The 20,541-nt window shown below is 53.5% G+C and carries 16 protein-coding genes; 7 read left to right on the forward strand and 9 right to left on the reverse strand.

Going from position 1 to position 20,541, the window contains the following annotated elements; genetic code table 11:
- Positions 1–2 precede the first annotated feature (2 nt).
- From BDE40_RS16070 to uxaC, 7 genes are all read right to left on the reverse strand, one after another.
- Complete coding sequence (locus BDE40_RS16070) at positions 3–182, reverse strand: PLD nuclease N-terminal domain-containing protein (RefSeq protein ID WP_134016268.1); 180 nt, start codon at positions 180–182, stop codon at positions 3–5.
- 75 nt (positions 183–257) lie between these two features.
- Positions 258–1,589 (reverse strand): UDP-glucose dehydrogenase family protein, encoded by a 1,332-nt coding sequence (locus tag BDE40_RS16075; protein ID WP_134016270.1) that lies wholly within the window; start codon positions 1,587–1,589, stop codon positions 258–260.
- A 124-nt stretch (positions 1,590–1,713) separates the two neighbouring features.
- Positions 1,714–2,307 (reverse strand): sugar transferase, encoded by a 594-nt coding sequence (locus tag BDE40_RS16080; RefSeq protein WP_134016272.1) that lies wholly within the window; start codon positions 2,305–2,307, stop codon positions 1,714–1,716.
- Positions 2,304–3,188: an NAD-dependent epimerase/dehydratase family protein gene (locus BDE40_RS16085; RefSeq protein ID WP_134016274.1), complete on the reverse strand. Its 885-nt coding sequence runs from the start codon at positions 3,186–3,188 to the stop codon at positions 2,304–2,306. Before BDE40_RS16085 ends, BDE40_RS16080 begins: the two co-directional genes overlap by 4 nt.
- An 8-nt stretch (positions 3,189–3,196) precedes the next feature.
- Entirely contained in the window at positions 3,197–4,852 is a 1,656-nt protein-coding gene (locus tag BDE40_RS16090; RefSeq protein WP_246030487.1) for a polysaccharide biosynthesis protein, read from the reverse strand.
- Positions 4,853–5,449: 597 nt separating this feature from the next.
- Positions 5,450–6,880 (reverse strand): mannitol dehydrogenase family protein, encoded by a 1,431-nt coding sequence (locus BDE40_RS16095; protein ID WP_134016278.1) that lies wholly within the window; start codon positions 6,878–6,880, stop codon positions 5,450–5,452.
- A 61-nt stretch (positions 6,881–6,941) separates the two neighbouring features.
- Positions 6,942–8,348 carry a glucuronate isomerase gene (gene uxaC / locus BDE40_RS16100; RefSeq protein WP_134016280.1) on the reverse strand — a complete coding sequence of 469 codons (1,407 nt, stop codon included), beginning with the start codon at positions 8,346–8,348 and terminating at the stop codon, positions 6,942–6,944.
- 1,058 nt (positions 8,349–9,406) lie between these two features.
- Here uxaC and BDE40_RS16105 point away from each other — a divergent pair.
- The 7 genes from BDE40_RS16105 to asnB all read left to right on the forward strand — a co-directional run bounded on the left by BDE40_RS16105 (position 9,407) and on the right by asnB (position 17,420).
- On the forward strand, positions 9,407–10,831 hold the full coding sequence (locus BDE40_RS16105) for a UbiA family prenyltransferase (protein ID WP_134016282.1): 1,425 nt from the start codon (positions 9,407–9,409) through the stop codon (positions 10,829–10,831).
- Complete coding sequence (locus tag BDE40_RS16110) at positions 10,828–11,247, forward strand: GtrA family protein (RefSeq protein ID WP_073146044.1); 420 nt, start codon at positions 10,828–10,830, stop codon at positions 11,245–11,247. Before BDE40_RS16105 ends, BDE40_RS16110 begins: the two co-directional genes overlap by 4 nt.
- 292 nt (positions 11,248–11,539) lie before the next feature.
- Positions 11,540–12,637 carry a Gfo/Idh/MocA family protein gene (locus tag BDE40_RS16115; RefSeq protein ID WP_134016284.1) on the forward strand — a complete coding sequence of 366 codons (1,098 nt, stop codon included), beginning with the start codon at positions 11,540–11,542 and terminating at the stop codon, positions 12,635–12,637.
- Positions 12,638–12,659: 22 nt separating this feature from the next.
- On the forward strand, positions 12,660–13,553 hold the full coding sequence (locus BDE40_RS16120; protein WP_134016286.1) for a hypothetical protein: 894 nt from the start codon (positions 12,660–12,662) through the stop codon (positions 13,551–13,553).
- Positions 13,553–14,338, forward strand: coding sequence for a WecB/TagA/CpsF family glycosyltransferase (locus tag BDE40_RS16125; RefSeq protein WP_134016288.1), 786 nt, complete (start codon positions 13,553–13,555; stop codon positions 14,336–14,338). The genes BDE40_RS16120 and BDE40_RS16125 overlap by 1 nt, the downstream gene beginning before the upstream one ends.
- A gap of 167 nt (positions 14,339–14,505) precedes the next feature.
- The gene (locus BDE40_RS16130) at positions 14,506–15,279 is read left to right on the forward strand and encodes a glycosyltransferase family protein (protein ID WP_134016290.1); all 774 of its coding nucleotides are present in this window, start codon (positions 14,506–14,508) and stop codon (positions 15,277–15,279) included.
- 173 nt (positions 15,280–15,452) lie between these two features.
- Complete coding sequence (asnB, locus tag BDE40_RS16135; protein ID WP_134016292.1) at positions 15,453–17,420, forward strand: asparagine synthase (glutamine-hydrolyzing); 1,968 nt, start codon at positions 15,453–15,455, stop codon at positions 17,418–17,420.
- Here asnB and xrtD read toward each other — a convergent pair.
- Positions 17,407–19,005, reverse strand: a complete 1,599-nt coding sequence (gene xrtD / locus BDE40_RS16140) for a VPLPA-CTERM-specific exosortase XrtD (RefSeq protein ID WP_134016294.1) — start codon at positions 19,003–19,005, stop codon at positions 17,407–17,409. The genes asnB and xrtD overlap by 14 nt on opposite strands.
- Positions 19,006–19,148: 143 nt before the next feature.
- Complete coding sequence (locus BDE40_RS16145; RefSeq protein ID WP_246030489.1) at positions 19,149–20,483, reverse strand: glycosyltransferase family 4 protein; 1,335 nt, start codon at positions 20,481–20,483, stop codon at positions 19,149–19,151.
- Positions 20,484–20,541: the final 58 nt, after the last annotated feature.

The raw sequence follows: 20,541 nt of genomic DNA on the forward strand, positions 1-20,541 counted from the left end.
GATCAACGGGCCGGTTTCGGACCCGCGAAGTACCAGATCAAGAATCCGATTATTGGTAAGAACAGAACCAACGCGATCCACAAAACCTTTTGTGCGGTCTCGATCTTGGCATTGAAAATCGAAGCGATGGCCCAAATATCGAGCGCAAAGACGATGAGGGCGAGCATGGAGTTTAGGCCCATTTCAGGCTCCTATTGCGTTATTCGTCATCCCAAAGGTAAGCGTGTCCAGCCCGAATACCAAGCGTTGCGTTGGGCCTAGGCTTCGAAGTCCTGCCTGCCGATGGATACATAAGCTGCAAAGCCAGATTTTTTAGCGTCTTTGGCTGAGTAAATATTACGCAGGTCGGCCATACGTGGGGTCTTCATCTTTTTGGCGATCTTCGTAAGGTCCAGTGCACGGAATTCGTTCCACTCGGTCAAGATTACGACAGCTTCAGCATTGTGCACGGCCTTGTAGGGATCATCGGCCCATTGCACGCCCGGCAGTAGCGCCTCGCCCTCGCGGAAGCCTTGCGGGTCAACCACCCGGACTTTCGCACCACCGCCGACCAGCGCAGGTACGATCGTCAAAGAGGGCGCATCACGCATGTCGTCGGTGTTCGGCTTGAAGGTAACGCCAAGAACCGCGATTGTTTTACCGTTGAATGTTCCTTCACAAAGATCGCGCAGCTTTTCTATCATCCGCGCTTTGATACCGTCGTTCACGCGCATCACGGTCTCTGTGATTTGCATAGGAACCGCGTGCTCCTGCCCGATCCGCGCTAGTGCGGACGTGTCCTTGGGGAAGCACGATCCACCGTATCCCGGCCCAGCATGCAAGAACTTATTGCCGATCCTGCCATCCATGCCCATGCCACGGGACACTTGTTTGACATCCGCACCCGTCTTTTCACACAGAGCTGCGATCTCATTGATAAAGGTGATCTTGGTCGCAAGAAATGCGTTGGCGGCATATTTGATCATCTCGGCACTCTCGAGGTCGGTCGTGATAATCGGGAAATCTCGCAAATAAAGCGGTCGGTAGACTTCTGCCATCACCTCAGCCGCGCGATCGGTCTGAACACCTACGACCACTCTGTCTGGCTTCATGAAGTCATCAATCGCCGCACCTTCGCGCAAAAACTCAGGGTTGGATGCCACATCAAACACAAGATCAGGAGCGGCTTTGCGCACCACTTGTTTGATCTGACGGTTGGTGCCCAACGGGACCGTCGATTTCGTGACGATCACGGTATAGGGATTGCCTTCAGCAGCACAGGCTTTGGCAATGTCTTCGGCAGCGGCATACACGAACGATAGATCGGCATGCCCGTCACCGCGCCGCGTCGGGGTGCCGACGGCAATGAACACCGCATCGGCGCCCTTAACCCCTGCACTCAGATCAGTAGTGAATGACAGTCGGCCGGCCTCTACGTTCTTCGACATCAGGTCGTCCAAGCCGGGCTCGTAGATCGGAACTTTACCGCTGTTGAGCATTTCAATCTTGGACGGGTCGCGATCTACGCAAACCACATCATGTCCGAAATCCGAGAAACACACACCAGACACCAATCCAACATACCCGGTGCCAATCATCGTGATCTTCATAGTACCCTCTTGAACCTACTCATTGCGACTTGCGAAACTTTAAGGCCACCTGTCAACGAAAAGTCAGATTTGCAACTTTCCCCGTAGTCGGATGCGATCTTTGTACCTCACGTTGCAGGGGTGTTCAGAACACTGTTTTGATCATGATCCACGCATCCAAACACAGGTTGCGCTTTCGTTGATACATCAGATCAAGACGGGCTTTCCGCGGGACACATCGCCTTGCATAGACTTCGTCTGTCTCTTTCGACGACTGACATTTTGCCAACAAATACTCTTCGTGACGATGAAACGCGATCGAAGCCAAACCGGTAATTCCGGGCCGGCTTTTCAACACCTGTGCATATACATCGGGGAAGCGCTCGACATACTCCCGCAGCGGCGGTCGTGGCCCGACAAAGCTGATGTCGCCACGAAGCACGTTCCAAAGCTGCGGAATTTCGTCAAGCCGCAGACGGCGCAGCGTCGCCCCTGTCCGCGTGACCCGATGGGCTTTGTTTCCGCCTGATACACCCTGATCTGCCTGTGTCACTGTCATGGTGCGGAATTTAACCAACGGAAACCCTTGCGTCGGAGTTTTCATGCGCTCTGCCTTGTAGAAAACGGGGCGACCATCCAGCAATACCACCAGCAATGCCGTCACAAGTAAAACAGGGAGCAAGATAGTGCCAAGCAACAGCAGGGCCGAAAGGTCGAACAGACGTTTTGAAATGGTCAAGCCAAGACCCCCAGAGTGCGCAACTCGGCTACCATACTGTCCGGCGTCGTAGCAAGACTGCCCGACCCGATTGCTGCTTCAAGCAACGCGCAGTCCAGCGTAATTCGCTGCGTTTGATAGCGTTCGGCATCGGCCGCTGTCCAAGCCCACCGAAGCCCAGCAGCTTGGACCAGCTCCGCCATCTCAACTGGCGGCGCCGCTGCGAAATTCAAGACCGGAGGCAAGCGCGTGCGGTGTTCAACCAGAAGCTCAAGACAACGGGCGAACCGAGACGGGCCAATATAAGAACGCAGTGGTCCCTTATTGTCTAAAAATCTGTCCAAGCTAATCGTCTTGCGGCTCGGAGCATGCGCGGCTTGCCCCAGCAACGCATCCGCTCCGGCCACATTCCCGATCCGAAGACAACACACGTCGATAGCCGCACCCAAATCCGCAACGGCATGTTCCATGTCGAGCTTTGCCTGACCATAAGCGCTGGTCGGAGCGGGATCGTCGCTCTCAGACAACCCTTCACCCACTGCGTAAACTGCTGATGACGACGCCAGAAAAATCCGCGGCACACCAGCTTGGGCCGCTGCTTCGACAACGGCGCAAGAAAGCGCTGCGGTCTGGGATAAGTCGCCCGCGGTTGATGGTGTCGCTCCGATCATCGCAAAGATCGCTCCCAATCCGCCTTCGGCCTCATTGAAGCGTAGCAGCGGATCTGGGCCATCCTCGAGGGGCGACCATTTGAGGTCGAAGCCTTCACCGCGGGATTGTGACCGAACCGTCCCGCTCGGAGGCACGGCTTTCCAGTGCTTCAAAAGCATCTGGCTCACCCGGCCCGTGGCCCCCATCAACAGCAAAGGTCGGTCATTTGAATTAGAAGTTTGTGGGGCCATTGGAGACGTCAGACCACGTCATCCAGACCCGTTTCGGCAACATGAAACCCGTCCACGCTTGCCTCGATAATTGCGCGCAACTTCAATGGATCGTTCGCGGCAATCGCTGTGCGTATCTGCTTCAGAATTCGCGCCATCTCGATCTGTGAAAACTTGCGCTCTTCGGCACGCATGATCTTTTCATGCGGCGTCGGCAGCATGTTGTTCCCGATCAGCAATTCTTCGTAGAGTTTTTCGCCCGGACGCAAACCCACGGTCTGTATATCGATATCGCCATGCGGGTTGCTTTCATCGCGCACGGTCAATCCGGTCAGCTCGACCATGCGTCGCGCAAGGTCGCGAATGTTTACTGGTGCACCCATATCCAGAACGAACACATCGCCACCGGTTGCATAAGCGCCCGCCAGAAGTACCAGTCGCGCAGCTTCAGAGATCGTCATAAAATAGCGGGTAATCTTGTCATGCGTCAGGGTGATCGGGCCACCTGCAGAAATCTGGCTTTGGAACAACGGAATGACGGAGCCGGAAGAGCCTAAAACATTGCCAAAGCGCACCATTGCGAACTTCGTAACTTCGGAGCGCGTTTGCAGATCCTGAATGGCCAATTCAGCAAGCCGTTTGCTAGCCCCCATGATATTGGTCGGGCGAACCGCTTTGTCAGTAGACACCAGAATGAACCGCTCGACACCGGCATTCTGCGCCGCTTCTGCGGTTGTGAGGGTCCCGAACAGATTGTTCCGCAACCCCTCAATCTCGTTTTCTTCAACAAGTGGCACGTGCTTGTAGGCCGCTGCGAACAACACAATGTCAGTTTCGGATTCAGCCATGACATTGGACATACGTTCTTTGTCGCAGACAGATCCAAGCCGCGTCACCAACTCAACGCCATGCAGCGCCGCCAACGGCATGAGTTCTTGAGAAATCGTGTAAAGCGCGTACTCGGAGTGATCCACTAAAGTCACGCGCTGTGGTCCACGCAAAATGATCTGACGGCACAGTTCCGAACCAATTGAGCCACCGGCCCCCGTGATTAGGACGCGACGGCCTGCATAGGCGCGCGCAACCTCCGGCGTCTCTAGATCAACTTTATCACGCCCCAAAAGGCGGTCGGCTGTGACTGGACGAAGGTTTGACGCCAAACCCGTTCCTTCGACCAACTCGCTGTAGGACGGAAGCGCATGAACTTCGCATCCAAATTCCGCAAGCTCTTGGGTTAGACGACGCATCTTAGGTTCACTGACCGATGGCATCGCCAACAAGACGCGCTCGACCTCTTTCGACTTCACCAATGCTTCCAGCCGAGACCTGGAACAAACCTCCATGCCGGAGACTGTCATTGATTGTAGTGTGACGTTGTCATCCACAAACGTAACCGGGCGCATCTGAAAATCTTGACGCAAAGCCGCGAGCAGTTGCACGCCCGCAGACCCCGCACCATAGATCGCCACTGGGATACGACCTGCCCCGTCGTTAAACCGGCGAACCAGAAAATTCCTGCCCAATGTTCGAATGCCCAAATGCAACAGAAGGAAAACCGGTCCGGTCAGCATCACAACGGCGCGTGGAATATTCAAACCCAGCGCGTAGGTGAGAATGGCTGTTAAAATCGCGACTGAAAGAGCCGCGAATGCGCCGCGGCGCATGTCGTGCACTTCGAAAGCCATGAGCTTGATGCGATTCAAACCAATTTTCAGAAATACGGGCGTCGCGAGAATAGGTGCAATAAAGAAAAGTGGTAGGGCTGACCAAAGCAACTCGCTTGCGGGCGCCGTATCGAACAGCAGCGCGAGTGCGATTAAGAGGCTTGCTGGCACCAAGACAACGTCAATGAGGAGGAGAATCTGACGCTTAACGGGCCTTGGAAGTGTAACAAGATAATCAAGCATTAGAAAAATTCGCCCCCTACCCCACAACTCTCAGTAATTGAGACTGGCAATTAAGCTTGCTTAGGGATTATTAGATTTAGCTCTGATGAGCCCGAGTCCGCAACAGACTTCGCTTGCAATACAGGGGGAAACGGCGGTTTTCTGCTGCATAATTGACTATTCATCGTGGATTCACGCAGTTTAACGACATCGTTGAAACTCTTGGCTTGAATGATTCATAGCTTAGAAAGCCTGTTTCCGCGCACTCGGAAGAGCAAAAACAGTATATTTTCAGCCCGAATCAATGACATCGCGATAGATAAACGTGCGTTGATACACGCATTTCACTTACTTGATTGATGGCAGCCAGCCTGTTCGAAACGGCTTGATAAATGGTTAACGGTCCCGTGAGGTTTTTCCTCCGGCAATCGCCTCAACAGCAGAACGCGATCCTTCTTTGCTCAGCAGTTTGTAGGCAGACATTACTGCATCACGAAAAGCAGGGTTTTGCGCAACCGTTGTGTCAAAAACGGCGTTGATATCCAACAGGTTTGAAACTCTCGTTGAGGGGTCCAGACCTGCTGCCGATGCCTCTCTCAGAACCGCTGCGAGCGGGTCACGAACATCAATTGCTTGGCCGCTTTCATCGACGCCACCGACGTAGCGCATCCAACCTGCTATCGCGAGCGCCAACCCCTGAATGGGTCGCGACGCCGCAAGATTGTCCGCAACAGTTCCAAGCAGCCGCTGCGGCAGTTTTTGCGATCCATCCATCGCGATTTGCCAAGTGCGGTGGCGGATAGAGGCGTTTTGATAGCGCTCCAATAATGCATCACAATAGGTCGACAAATCCTCACCCTCGGGCTGCGATACAGCCGGGATAATCTCTTCCGCCCACAGCTTTTGGCAGAATTTCGAGAAGACCGTATCAGCAACGGTCTCGGCAATTGTTTCATACCCTGCAAGATACCCCAGATAGGCCAGCGCCGAATGCGTTCCGTTGAGGCAGCGCAGCTTCATCGCCTCGTGTTTTTCGACGTCTGCAACGAACTGGGCACCACCCGCCTCCCAGCGCGGTCGCTCTGCGTCAACAAAATCATCCTCGATCACCCATTGCCGAAATGGCTCGTGCTGCACGCATGCGGGGTCAAAATATCCGGTGGACGTTGCAAGCCGCTCCACGTCCGCTTCGGTGGTCGCGGGCGTGATCCGGTCAACCATGGTCGACGGGAATGGTACTTCCGTTGCGATCCAGTCAGCGAGATCGGCGTCCAAAACACGAGCCAAGGACACTACGATTTGGCGCGCCAACTTTCCATTCGCAGGAATGTTGTCACAAGACAAAACGGTGAAAGGCTTATTCCCAGCCGCACGGCGCTGCGCCAGCGCCGCAACAATGTAGCCAGGTGCAGAGCGGGGGTTACCCGGGTGCGCGATGTCATGGACGATATCCGGGTGGTCCATTTTCAATTTGCCGGTCGATGGTTCGTAACAATACCCCTTCTCGGTGATCGTCAGCGACACGATACGAATGGCCGGATCAGCCATAGCCACAATAACCGCGTCAGGGTTTTCCGGCGCGACGAGCACATCACAGATAACACCTATCACTTTGGTAGCAGACCCGCTCGGCCCCAGTGAGACCGAGGTATATACCCCGTCCTGCGGCCCCAGTTGTTCACGCGCAGTCGCGCTACGGAGTGACACTGCCACGATACCCCAATCACCGCCGTGAATTTCAATCACGTCCTGCGTGTAGTTTGCCCCGAAGGCCTTGAAGAACGCGCCGGGGCCAAGGTGAACAATCCCTGGCTTTGGCTTGGTCATGGATCGGTTCAGGCGGGGGTGATCGGGCAAGTCAGTCTCCCTTTTGGTGACGTAATGCAGGTCAAAGCCTGTAGGCAGCTTTTGCGAGTCCGTATGCAAGGTCTTGCGCTACATCGAAGGCATCAGCCATGCTCAACCGACCCGTCTCCACCAAGCTGGCAAGATAAGCGCAGTCCGACCGACGCGCCACGTCGTGTCGCGCAGGTATCGAACAAAAGGCCCGCGTGTCATCATTGAAACCCGCAGTGTTGTAGAATCCGCATGTCTCGGTCGTCGCCTCGCGGAACCGCTTAATGCCCTCGTAGCTATCGAAAAACCACCAAGGTGGCCCCAGCTTCAATGATGGATATGCCCCTGCGAGGGGGGCGAGCTCTCTGCCGTAAACCGTCTCGTCCAAAGTAAACAGAAGCACAGTCAAGTCCGGCTCCATACCGACCGCATCAAGCAATGGTTTCAAGCCGCCTACGTAGTCAGTCCGCGTCGGAATATCGAAACCCTTATCGCGGCCATGAGCTCCAAAGACCTGCTGCGAGTGGTTGCGCCCGGACCCCGAGTGTATTTGCAGAACAAGCCCGTCTTCCAAGCTCATCTTCGCCATCTCCGTGAGCATCTGCCCCCGAAAGGCATCCGCCTCGTCTGCCGTGTGACTTCCTGTCAGAACCTTCTGGAAAAGTGTCTCGGCATCCGATGTGGTCAGGTTTTCGGTACGCGCCGTCGGGTGTCCGTGATCACTTGCCGTTGCTCCGAAGTCTTTGAAGTATGCGCGGCGCTTGCGATGGGCGTTTAGATAACCGTTCCAAGACGCGGTGTCCTCGCCTGTGACCTCGCCAAAGACTTCCACATTCTTCGAAAACCCCTCGAATTCTGGATCAACCACAGCGTCTGGCCGATAGGTCGTGATCACCCGCCCTGACCAGCCGCTGTCTTTGATCCTCTGATGCGCCCGCAGGTCATCCAGCGCGCCTTCGGTTGTGGCCAGACACTCGATCCCGAACGCCTCGAACAATGCGCGCGGGCGGAAGGCAACTTGCGATAGCATGTCGTCTATGTGGTCGTAATATGCGTCAGCAGTCTCCGCGCTCAGCGGGATGTCCAACCCGAATACATGCTCGAATGAATGGTTCAACCAAAGCGCCGAGGGCGTGCCCCGAAACAGATGGAAATTCTGCGCAAACAACCGCCATATCTTTCGGGGATCAGCCTCTGTCGCGCCGCCATCCGCGCGTGGGATACCAAGGTCGGCCATCGAGACACCCTGACTGACAAGCATCCGAAAAACGTAGTGATCGGGGATCACCAGAAGTTCGGCCGGATTTGGAAACCGCGCGTTGTCTGCAAACCAACGCGGGTCGCAATGCCCGTGGGGGCTAAGGATCGGTGTGTGTTCAATGCTCTCGAATAAACTGCGTGCGGTTTTGCGCAACTTGGAATCGGCGGAGAAAAGCCGGTCTGGCTCGGTAAGTGGCATCTCGGTTCCTACTCGCTTGGAGAGCTTCGCCTGCAATACTGATATGCTAACATACCAGCTTGTCAAACTCGCCGCGCTTCATGAGAGGCACCCGCGTCTTCGAAACTACCTCCGAAGCACAACACATGAATACAATCGCACAGCTTTTCATGGGAACGCTAGCCTCTTGCAAAGTCTTTGATTGGTCGGAAATCCGCTTTCTCCGGCCACAATCATGCAGCGCACACAACATACCACTTGGATGTTGAAAGCCTAGATTTACCCGGCTGGCCTACAGCATTTGAGCAGACCACACCGCCGAAATGATGGCATCATTCAGCCTTTGCCGATCTTCACAAGCTGACACCAACAACTTATCGCTGCCAATAGAAGACTTCACCCCCTACAATAGAAACAAAAAGGGGTTTTCACCTTGATTTAACTGGTCAGCTTGTTAATCGAGACGCGAGACAATTTATGCTTAGGGATAGACTTTGTGATTGTTGTTCACTTTTTCATTGGGGTGATGACTGGAACAATCGCTGCTGCAAGCAGCTTACTTCTTGGATATTCTGTCTTGTGGTCGCTCTTTATGTACTCCGCCGTGGGAGTGCTCGGCATGCTCATCTCAGTCGCAATAATCTACACTTTGCCAAGGTCTTCGAAGGCCCAGAAGTTGTCGCAAAAAATTTCCAAGGCCGACTTGAACTAGTCTTGGATCAGTGGGTTGCAAGGATCGGCTGATTTCGATCACGCGAGCACTGCAGATACTCATCATCTCAATTGTTGCATAATGGCTTCGGACCTTTGAACAATGGGGCCTCAAAGGCATTTCAATCAGTCAAATGAAGCTTCTAAATCGCCGCATATCCACCTGTATCAGTGATCCATGCAGAACCGTATGGACCGCGATGCTCTGCAATGAGAGAAGAGCAAAATCTGACCCTTTAGCTCTAATCTGACCTCGGGGCGCTGTTGCATTGAATTACTCAGAACCCCGTTTAGTATGCGATAGGCGTTATTATGGTTCTGCGCGTTCATGGTGTAATGATCGGCTATTGTTTTAAAGGTTGGATGAGATGACTGAAAAGCCCGTGCTTGTAGTAGATTTAGACGGAACATTACTACGGTCCGACATCCTCTTTGAGACATTCTGGAGTGCCATCGGTCGAAGCCGGATGAATATGGTACGCGGCGGGCGGGCGTTGCTACATGGAAAAGCCGCGTTGAAGCGGATCCTTGCGGAGGAGGGACCAATTGATGTGGCTACTTTGCCTTATGATGCGCAAGTTGTGGCCTACGTGGAGAAATGGCGCGCGGAAGGAGGCAAAGCCGCGCTGGTAACAGCCAGCGACGAAAACATCGCACAGAGCATTCAGGCTCATTTGGGTGTGTTCGACGAGGTGTATGGCTCTGACGGGGTGCGCAATCTCAAAGGACCGAACAAAGCAGCGTTCTTGACTGAGCATTACTCAAAGGAAGGATTTGCCTATATGGGCGACGCGGCGGCGGATATCCCGGTTTGGTCAAAAGCAAGCAAAGCCATTACCGTGAACGTGTCCGCAGCATTGTCTCGCCAAGTCAACGACCTCGGCCAAGAGGTGGAGCACTTAGAGACCGTTTCCAGCAGCATCAGGCCCTATTTAAAGGCCATCCGTCCACATCAATGGCTTAAAAACATTCTGGTTTTTCTACCAATGCTGACGGCGCATCAGTATGATTTTCAGACCTTCTTCTACAGTTTACTGGCTTTCATCGCGTTTTCGGTCGTGGCTTCCAGTGCCTATGTTTTCAACGACCTGCTTGATCTCGCTGCCGACCGTGCCCACCCACGCAAATGTGAGCGCCCCTTTGCGTCTGGCGCCATTCCCATCGCCCATGGAACCTGGATGGGGATCGGATTGCTTCTGACGGGTTTAATAATTGCGTCACTGGTCAATGGGCTGCTGCTGTTGGTTCTAGTGGGGTATTATATCATCACCATGGCCTACTCGCTGGATCTGAAGCGGCGCACAATTGTCGATATTTGCACCTTGGCGGGCCTCTATACATTGCGCATCGCTGCCGGAGGGGCCGCGACGTCTTTGGTGTTGTCGGTGTGGCTCTTGGCCTTCTCTATCTTCTTTTTTCTGGCACTTGCAGCGGTCAAGCGGCAAGCTGAACTGGTCGATAGCGCCAAACGTGGCAAGTTAGAGGCCAGCGGACGTGGCTACATTGTCGATGATTTACCTTTGATTTCGCAAGTCGCGATATCTGCCGGGTATGTGTCGGTGCTCGTGATGGCGCTTTACGTAAATTCACCAACGGTAATCCAGCTATACTCCTACCCTGTAGCACTTTGGGGCGTATGCCTGATCCTGCTCTACTGGATTACGCGCATCGTCATGATTACGCATAGGGGGCACATGGACGATGACCCTGTCGTCTTCGCGGCAAAAGACAGGATCAGCCAGATATGCTTCCTGGTGATTTTGGCCTGTGCATTGGGTGGGGCTCTTTTGTGAGCCTAACTACGCTGGTTTTTCGTTATGCGGCGTTTGCTGTTATTGCGACGATCGCCAATCTGGGCATGCAGCGTTTGGTACTAGCGGGAGGAGTTGGAACAGGTCGTTTTCTCACCGCCATAGCTGCGGGAACGCTGGTGGGACTGGTTGTTAAGTATCTGCTCGATAAGCGATGGATTTTTCATGATATGTCCACGAGTGTAGCCGCTCACGGTCGACAATTCACACTTTATTCCATGATGGGATTAGCGACGACGGCAATTTTTTGGGGCCTGGAAACTGCGTTCTGGTTAGTTTGGAACACAGAGGTCATGCGGGAAATTGGCGCAGTGATCGGGTTAAGCATTGGATACATCGTGAAGTACAAACTGGACCGACGTTTTGTGTTTACCGGCATCGACGGGACCGAAACATAGACGCCGCCAGACAGTCAGGTTGGTTGCCCGCAATCCGGAGGCACCTGAGGACACGAACGTGTTCGCAAGGGCCTTCGAGACGGGAAGGAATTTGAACTCCGTTCGCCCAGCTTGGCAATTGTTCGTGGGCGTAATCCGCAATACCCCTGACAGTATTTGCAAGAAGACTAATCTCTTAGCCTCTGTGAATTGAAGAGTATCGTTGCGTTTTAGCGTCTAAAATGCATAAATTACGGCCATAGAGTTACCTGCATTTTTGCCTTGTTTAAAATCTTTCAACGTACGAGTTCCAATGAGTAACAGAATAAAGATTGCCGTCGTTGGCTTAGGTAAAATGGGTTTGTCCCATTTTTCAATGGTCAACGCACACCCTGACGTCGAAGCCGTGGCCTGTGATACTTCTGGATTTTGGGTGGATGTTCTCAGCAAGAACACCAAAGCCAGCTATTACAAAGACTACACCAAGATGCTGGACGAAGCCGGTCTTGATGCAGTGGTGATCGCAACACCGTCGCGCGCACATGACCCCATGGTGCGTGCCGCCCTCGAGAAGGGTCTTCATGTTTTCTGTGAAAAACCTTTCAGCCTGAACTGGGAAGAAGCATTGCGACTGGCGGATATGGCCGAGGACAAGGGCCTCGTTAATCAGGTGGGCTATCACTACCGCTACGTTGGTGCGTTTCGCGAAATGAAGCGCCTGTTGGATGCAGGTGCCATCGGTACCGTGACTCATGTGCTGGCCGAGGCTTACGGGCCTGTAGTGTTGCGCGAAAACAAGAAGTCGTGGCGCACCCAAAAATCCGAGGGCGGAGGTTGCCTTTATGACTACGCAGCACACCCCCTGAATTTGCTGAATTGGTACTTTGGAGAACCTGCGCGCGTTTCGGGATCTGTCTTGAACTCGATCTACTCGAAAGACATCGACGACGAAGTTTTCTCGACCCTTCAATTTGATGGTGGCCCGACTGCACAGCTAACGGTGAACTGGTCTGATGAGAGTCACCGCAAAATGACTACTCGGATCTCAATGATTGGCACCAATGGCAGGCTTTATGCCGACCGTCAGGAGTGCCAACTTTACCTGCGGCAGCCTATCGAAGGACTTGAGGATTACATCAAGGGTTGGAACGTCAAATACACGACCGAGCTGACCGAGAACGCATGGTTTTACCTGCGCGGCGAGGAATACTCCAATCAGTTGGACGATTTCATCTGCGCCGTGCGTGATGGCAAGTCCGCATCCCCAGAGAACAGCTTCAGGTCCGCGGCAATGACCGACAAATGTATTGCGCTCATACAGGCCGACCATGAAGCGGCCGCGGAAGTGTTGAAACCAAAAATTGCCGCTGAGCCTACCGCAAGTAAGCGCGGCTGGTTTGGCCGCAAATAGCGTCACAAAAGGAGATCACGATATGGACCCGCTTTTGTTTGGCGATAACCAATTTTTTGGCATTAACCACATGTCAGAGGAAAAGGCGCGCAATCAGGCCATGCGCTTCCAAGACGTCTCTGCCATCATGGAGTTGCTTGATGCCGCCTATGATGAGGGCGTACGCACCTTCATGTGCACCACCCACGATCGCGTCGTGGAGATTTGCGATGTGATGCGCGCCAATCCGGAACGTTACAAGGACTTCATCTTCTACCCCTGCATGCCCTATGCCCACAAATACGCCAATGCGGTAACCGATCACGGCATGGTCGGCGCGCTGACGCATTTCATGCCCGAAGGCGGCTTTATGAGCACGATCATGAAAAGCGGCAAGGTGCTGGCCTCCAAGGATGTCGAAGGCATCGCAGAGGTGCTGATCGACGTGGAAATGAAGATGTTCAAGGGGCTGAATACACCGGTGATCTTCATGCAGAACGTGTTTGTCGACCTGCTGTTGGGGCTGGGCTTCACCAAGGTCTTCCGCACCTTCCACGATCACGTGATCAAGACCTATAATGCGGAACCGGGGTTTATTACCATGAACACGCCGATGCTGCACGCAGCGCTGGAGGAGGAGGGGATCATGAACCCGATTATCTGCTCCAATATAAACAAGATAGGCTTCCGCATGTCAGGGGGCCTTGATGCCTATTTGCATACCCTGAAAACCAAGCAGATACGCGCTATTGCAATGTCTGTATTGGCCTCAGGTGCCATTCCGCCGGAAGAGGCGATTTCGTGGTTGTCAGAGCAGCCTAACATTCAATCGCTGCTATTCGGTGCGTCTAGCAGGCGCAACATCATCAGCACTCGGAATTTGGCGAATAAGTACATGAACGCAAATGTGCAGCCTCGTATGGAGGGTGCTTCTTGATGAAAGACCAAGTGGCAAAGAATTCAACCTACAAACGGGTGCCCATGCTCAACGCCTATGTGCATGACATCTCGATGGATGATCTGGTGGAAAACTTCACCGAGGGAGCGATGCTGACGCTGCATGTCGATATGATTATGAAACTGCAACAGGATCGCGACTTCTACGACATCTTGGGCGAGTTTGATGTGATCACTTGCGACAGTCAGATCATGTTTTTTGCAACCAAATGGCTAGGTACGCCAGTCCAGGAAAGGGTCTCAGGGTCGGACTACTTCCCCAAGTTCTATATGCATCACAAGGACAACCCAGATGTCACGGTGTTCCTATGCGGGGGCAAGCCGGGAATTGCGGATCTGGCGATGAAGAACGTGAACGCGAAGGTGGGCCGCGAAATGATCGTCGGTGTGGATGCACCTTCCTTTGAGTTCGACAATGATCCAGCCGAAATTGAGCGGATGATTGCAGCCATCAACGACAGTGGTGCCACTGTCTGCCTTGTGGGTCTGGCAGGTGGCCGACAGGAAAAATTCATCATGAAATACCGCGACCGCATGCCAGGGGTGACCCTTTGGCTGCCTTTGGGCGGCACCATCGACTATGAAAGCGGCACGTTCGACCGCCCGCCTGTGTGGATCACCGAGTGGGGGTTCGAGTGGCTCTACCGATTAATAAAAGAGCCCCGGGTGCGGTTCCATCGTTATGTCATCCACGAACCACCATTTTTATGGGCGGTGCTTAAGCAGAAGTTCGGGTGGTATAAAGATCCGTTTATGAAAGGATGAAGCTACCAGCATTGACCTTGCTGTTGAGCTTTTCGAGAATGTGACCTCATGATTGAGGTCCCCATCTCGCTAATTTGCCCCTCCTTTGTGGGCCAAGAACTCGAGCAATTAAGCTGGTTGAGAGGCCGTAAGGCGGTTCATCACCTTAACCAAGGACCATTCTACTCATGACGCTTGATCTATGTATTGTCACCGCCAGCAACAATCCGGCCTGTCTGGAGCTAAACCTGATGCAATCCCCGATGGTAAAATGCGGGCAAGTGGGTGTTCAAGTTGAGTACGACGCGCCTTCTGCTACCATCGCATACGCACGCGGAATGGCCGCTACCACATCACAGATCATCGTTTTCGCCCACCAAGATGTGTATTTCCCGCGCGGTTGGGAGGAGCAGCTAGCCTGTGTTTTGGATGACTTGGAAACGCGCGATCCCGATTGGGCCATATTGGCGTGCTGCGGAATTTCAGTGATAGGGGATTTCATTGGTGACGTTTGGTCGACCTCACTGGGCGGGAGGATCGGTGCGCCGATGGGGAACCCTCAACCTGTACAAAGTGTCGACGAATTGGTCATCATAATGCGCCGCAGCGCGGGGCTTACTTGGGATACGGAGCTTCCGAATTTTCACATGTATGGCACGGACATTGTGCAATCGGCCCTAGCTTCAGGGCAAGGTGCTTGGGTGGCTGATTTACCTGTTATCCATAACGACAATTTTCATACTCGTTTGGGTTCGGACTTCACTGCAAGCTTCCGTTACATGCAGCGGAAATGGCGGGCGGTTCTACCGATACAAACGACGGTGGGAAAGATTACGCGTTGGGGAATCGCCTTAGCCTTATCCAAACGTGAGGCGCGCAAGTCTATCGACTACCGCAAACAGCTGGCATTGGATCCATTAGTTGACCCACGCCACTATGCCGCTGAAAGCGGGTTGGAATAACCCAACTAAGAAAGCGAACATCCCTATCTGCTTCGCGTTGGTTACCCATAGAAGAAGTAATTCCCTATTTACTCTACTCAATTGAAACCATCCGCCATAGGCTAACGATAGTGTCATGTGTGGACCCGTCTGGTATTGAATATTATGGTCTATTTTTCTAACGAGCCCCGCTGATGTGCGGGATCACTGGATTCTTGTTCAGCCCCGGTCAAGCTTTGGTAGAAGTCGCGGAGACGAGGCTTGGCGACATGATGACTGCCATTGCGCATCGTGGGCCTGATAGCCAAGGTCATTGGGTCGACGCTGGATCAGGCGTGGCACTTGGGCATCTACGATTGGCCATCGTCGACCTTAGCCCAGCAGGACACCAACCGATGCCCTCGGCTTCTGGCCGTTTCGAGGTCGTATTTAATGGCGAGATCTACAATCATCATAAGCTGCGACGTGAACTGGAAGAGGCGGGTCATGCACCTGTATGGCGAGGCACGTCCGACACGGAAGTGATGATGGCTGGCTTCGAGGTTTGGGGGGTTGAGGAAACGCTTGCCCGTCTTGAAGGCATGTTCGCCATCGCCCTTTGGGACCGTGAGACCCGAACGCTAAAATTGGTGCGGGATCGACTTGGGGAAAAGCCGTTGTATTACGGCTGGCAGGGGAAGGGACGCGATGCCGTGTTCCTTTTTGGCTCCGAATTAAAGGCGCTCCAAGCCCATCCGGCGTTCGACGCAAGGATTCGCCGTGATGCGATTGTCGCCATGCTGCGTCATGGCCATGTTCCTGAAGACTTGGTAATCTATGAAGGCCTGCGCAAGCTTCGGCCCGGCGAAATAGCCGAGATCTCGCTTGAAGCGCCGGAACCGAAACGCAAACTCTACTGGGATGGTGGTGCAATTGCAGCCGCACCGCGCGGGCCAGCCCCATCTGATGAAGACGCAATCGAACGGCTCAACTCCCTACTGCTGGACGCAGTATCCCAAGAGATGATGTCGGATGTCCCACTGGGTGCGTTCCTGTCTGGCGGGATTGATAGCTCCGTTGTGGTTGGACTGATGCAACATTTGTCAAAGAAGCCGGTGCATACCTTCTCCATTGGGTTCCACGAGGCGCGATACAATGAGGCCCAGTATGCCAAGGAAGTGGCCGACCATCTTGGAACCCATCACACAGAGCTTTACGTAAGTGACACCGATCTGCGCGACGTGATCCCGCGGTTACCGCATATGTATGACGAGCCGTTCGCTGACAGTTCTCAGATCCCGACGTTTCTTGTGGCGGAAATGGCAAGAGAGCACGTCACCGTTGCCCTATCGGGTGATGGCGGCGACGAATTGTTTTGCGGCTACGACCGCTACGTGCACGGCCAGAAAATGATGGACAAGTTGCGCGGCCTTCCCGGCCCACTTCGATCGCTTGGGGGAGCGGCAATTCGTGCAATCCCCGAGACATGGCTCAACAAGGTGATGGAGCCAATTCGGGCAACACCGCAAGGTAAGGAGCCGAACGGACAACGCCTGCATCGGTTAGCCAACTACGCAATGTCTACCTCGACCGAAGAGTTGCACCAGAAAATGGTCTCCGTCTGGCGGTTTCCAGAAGACGCCGTGCTCGGGGGCTCAAGCCCACCCAGCATTCTAGCGGACCATCTACCCCCGCGTGGAAACTTGAGCGACATGGAGCGGATGATGCAGCTCGATATGCTCGCCTATTTGCCCGACGACATCCTATGCAAAGTCGACCGCGCGACGATGGCCGTGGCGCTGGAAAGCCGTGCACCATTGTTGGATCACCGCGTGGCAGAATTCATCTGGGCGCTGCCTGAACGCTTCAAGTACCGCGATGGCAAGTCAAAGTGGTTACTGAGGCAAGTGTTGTACAAATACGTCCCAGCTGCATTGATCGAGCGCCCGAAGATGGGATTTGAAGTGCCCATCGGTCTGTGGCTGCGTGGTGGGTTGCGTGACTGGGCGCAAGCATTGCTGGACCCAGATCGTTTGCGTCGTGAAGGATACTTGGACGAAGCCGTAATCACGCGTTTGTGGTCTCAGCACCTGGTGGGGAGTCATAACTGGGGTGCGCAGCTTTGGAATGTTTTGATGTTTCAGGCGTGGTTAGAGACCTATGGCGACGTCACTCCGGCATAAAATTTGGCACTTCGTTTTGCAGCAATTTCAAGACATCCATCAATCGCGCTTCGGCGTTAGCGTCAGTCTCTGCCTTATTGATGATTGTCGTTAGACGCACCAACCCGCCGTCAGTGCGACCTGTACGAACACCGTCCGCAATTAACCACATCTTGGCCGCAAAATCCCAAGCGACACGCCGGCCCTTTTGTTCAAACCAATAGAAAACCATCATCCGAATTTCACCTTTTTGGACAATCGCGCGGTTGATGTTGAAGTCTTCTGATGTGCCGACACTTGATGCAATGTTGGTTCGTTCCAGCCAAGCGATTTCCCAGCCGGCCCCCGGAAGGCAAATCTCGGGACTGTGAACACCACCAGAACTTTGATCTTGATACCAGGCCATGAACAACCCGACCGTTGGCTGGTCAGGGCTTTCCAACAACACGTTGTGATAATCGTCCGCGGCCAAAGTCTTTTCAGTTACCTGATCCAGGCGCTTGTGTGGACTGAGTTGCCGCCAATTTCCGATATCTCGTGGAAAGGAAGTGAAATTGCTTCGATCAACGCCAATCTGATTGCGATCGGGCAGCAGGTGAAACGTCAAAACCGAAGCCCCGACGATAGCCGCCGAGGTAATGAGCGCGCGTGATGGTTGTATTAGTCGCAGTCGCATGGCTTGGATGCCAAGGCCTTCGGTTTCCAGATCGAGAACTTCAGTCAGTCGCATGGGGTTGTGTTGTAAACGCAACATGATCCAACTCAGCAATAGCAGCATCAATATGCAGGCAATGAAGATGACCCAACCTTCAAAAAAATGCGTGAAGCCTTCAAGCCAATCAGTTCCATAGCGTTGTGCCAAAACACCCGCCACAGCAATGCGCAAGGAATTCATTAGTATTGTGATCGGCGCGGCGGATATCAGCAGCACAGCCTTGTGCCACATTGGTCCGCGGTACAGCACAGCAAAGATGTATGAGAAGCTTAAGATAGGGAACAGATATCGAAGGCCGGAACAAGCCTCGGCAACATGCAGCTTCAAAACGCCGAAGTCGATGATGTTGCCTTCTAAAAAAACAGGGACGGCAAGAATTCGTAAAATCCAGACTCCTAGCTCGGAAGATACAAGCTGCAGTGTGGTCGACATCTTGTAGTAGAAAGTGTCAGGCAGGGGCAGCATGTAAACCAGATGAAGAACCGGTGGCCAAAAGTGTTTACCTGTTTTCCAGCCAAAACTTATGAGCAGTATTCCCCCGACCCAAAGGATCATCGCATAGGCAACAATTTCTGGGATCTTTGAAAGCTTCCCTAACGACCCAACTGCGACCGCCATGATGATGACAACCACGCCAACCCAGCGATCATCTATCTGACCCACGCGAGGGGGGTATTCCTTAAGTTGCCTTAGAAACAACAGGCCAGACAGGATCGGGATCAGCGGGCCATGGCTGTATTCGGGCAACTGCCATGCCTGTAGCAAGGCCGTGAAACCATCCGTGAAGAATAAGCCCGCAAACAAAAAGTTCACAGCCAGCCACATCAACCCCAAAGTGAGGAACTGCCTGAAACCGCCGGGCGCTGACTTGGGATCACTGGCTAAAAACATAAAAACCGATCCAACTGGAAGTGGACCTTTCCAAGCAAAGATATATCAAAAACTTTCACTTGGAGACAGAAAAACATCCATGAACTTTAGATGGAAAACTCATAGGCGGGATGATCTTCTGGAGCCGGCCCTGATCTGACTGATCAGACGTAGGCATTGAATTTCCCCAAATCCTCGCCGCGTAATAGCGCGTTGTAAATTCCCACGGTGTATTTTGCTTTCGCGGGCCAAGTATAAAGTTCGTTGGCGTAAGTTTCTGCGCGTTTGGCCATTTCAGCATGCTCAGAGGGGTCTTCCAGACAATGTTCCATCGCTGAGCGATATGCGTCTACCATGCCCTCCAAGGATTGCAGTTCAACTCTTACACCTCGATCAGCCCCGACCAGATCCCCAGGAGCACCGTAGTTCACTACAATGCAGACCATGCCGGAGGCCATCGCCTCGATCACGACACCGGCCCCCAACTCTTTGATCGATGGGAAAGCGAACGCATCGCAACGCCGCATAAAGTCGGCAACTTCAGCTTGCGTCTTCTGCCCCTCAAAGATCACGCGCTCGCCTGCTCCATAGTCTGTCACAATTTTACGCAAACGCTCTTCTTCGGGGCCGCCGCCTAAGATGTGTAGAAAGTGATCTTCTAGCTTCGGAGACGTTGCGAAGCCGCGAACCGCTGCCTCAGTTACTTTTACAGGGACGAGCCGTCCGGCAAAAAGGAACCGTTTGGGACCGCTACCGGAAAAGGGCGCTTTTCGACCTTTGGTGTGAAAGATGTCCGGATCGAAGGCAATTTCTGGGAACGGAATTATCCGCTCTTTGGGCGTACGATTTATGTCATCAATGGTATGCTTGAAGGAGGCCAACACGGCGTCGCTTTTGCGGTATGTGGACGCAGAGTAAGGCATATATTTGTATAGCCAACGCAGCTTTCGCGCAGCTTCGCCTTCGCGCTTTTGTTCCTCTGCAAATTCCTTTGGCCAGCCCAGGCTGCCATTCAGTGGCCCGATGACAAAGGGCTGACGAACGCGGCCCGCAGCATAGGACGGCAGGGCGGGAGACATCGGTGTGATCCTATGCACGATATCAAATTCGCCCGCATCCAGAGCCCCTCGGAAGGCCTTTATAACTTCGCGCTCAAAGAACACGTAGGGCAAATACGCCATGATTTGATTGGTCGACCAGGCCCGCTGGTCCCCACCTCGTAAAAAAGTAGAGAGCTTGCCCATCGGCCGTGCAATCCATTCGTTGTCAACATAGGTCACCTTGTCAGTGATCTCGTTGGCTTTCTCGATGTTCTCGCGATTGCGAACGTGCGTGACGACAGTCGCGTCGGTTACATTGGCTAATGCACGGGCATATTTATACCCGACCACAGGAAGAGAGGGCCATTCTGGATTGCAGTCATCGGCAATTATTAGAACGCGGGGGCGCATCATATAGAATCCGGAACTAGTAAACTTAATCAATGTACTTACGGACATAGTTGCAGCTTCGGAGGCTCTGACACAACTATTTTGCCTAATGACGCCGATGTAATCT

This window comes from Litoreibacter halocynthiae, assembly GCF_004365635.1.
Classification (GTDB): Bacteria; Pseudomonadota; Alphaproteobacteria; order Rhodobacterales; family Rhodobacteraceae; genus Litoreibacter; species Litoreibacter halocynthiae.

Bases quoted from the DNA above. Each gene is read 5' to 3' on its own strand.
- BDE40_RS16145 (WP_246030489.1), bottom strand. From the start codon at position 20,483: ATGTCCGTAAGTACATTGATTAAGTTTACTAGTTCCGGATTCTATATG.
- BDE40_RS16085 (WP_134016274.1), bottom strand. From the start codon at position 3,188: ATGGCCCCACAAACTTCTAATTCAAATGACCGACCTTTGCTGTTGATG.
- BDE40_RS16105 (WP_134016282.1), top strand. From the start codon at position 9,407: ATGACTGAAAAGCCCGTGCTTGTAGTAGATTTAGACGGAACATTACTA.
- BDE40_RS16095 (WP_134016278.1), bottom strand. From the start codon at position 6,880: ATGACCAAGCCAAAGCCAGGGATTGTTCACCTTGGCCCCGGCGCGTTC.
- asnB (WP_134016292.1), top strand. From the start codon at position 15,453: ATGTGCGGGATCACTGGATTCTTGTTCAGCCCCGGTCAAGCTTTGGTA.
- BDE40_RS16070 (WP_134016268.1), bottom strand. From the start codon at position 182: ATGGGCCTAAACTCCATGCTCGCCCTCATCGTCTTTGCGCTCGATATT.
- BDE40_RS16130 (WP_134016290.1), top strand. From the start codon at position 14,506: ATGACGCTTGATCTATGTATTGTCACCGCCAGCAACAATCCGGCCTGT.
- BDE40_RS16075 (WP_134016270.1), bottom strand. From the start codon at position 1,589: ATGAAGATCACGATGATTGGCACCGGGTATGTTGGATTGGTGTCTGGT.
- uxaC (WP_134016280.1), bottom strand. From the start codon at position 8,348: ATGCCACTTACCGAGCCAGACCGGCTTTTCTCCGCCGATTCCAAGTTG.
- xrtD (WP_134016294.1), bottom strand. From the start codon at position 19,005: ATGTTTTTAGCCAGTGATCCCAAGTCAGCGCCCGGCGGTTTCAGGCAG.
- BDE40_RS16120 (WP_134016286.1), top strand. From the start codon at position 12,660: ATGGACCCGCTTTTGTTTGGCGATAACCAATTTTTTGGCATTAACCAC.
- BDE40_RS16115 (WP_134016284.1), top strand. From the start codon at position 11,540: ATGAGTAACAGAATAAAGATTGCCGTCGTTGGCTTAGGTAAAATGGGT.
- BDE40_RS16090 (WP_246030487.1), bottom strand. From the start codon at position 4,852: ATGGCTTTCGAAGTGCACGACATGCGCCGCGGCGCATTCGCGGCTCTT.
- BDE40_RS16125 (WP_134016288.1), top strand. From the start codon at position 13,553: ATGAAAGACCAAGTGGCAAAGAATTCAACCTACAAACGGGTGCCCATG.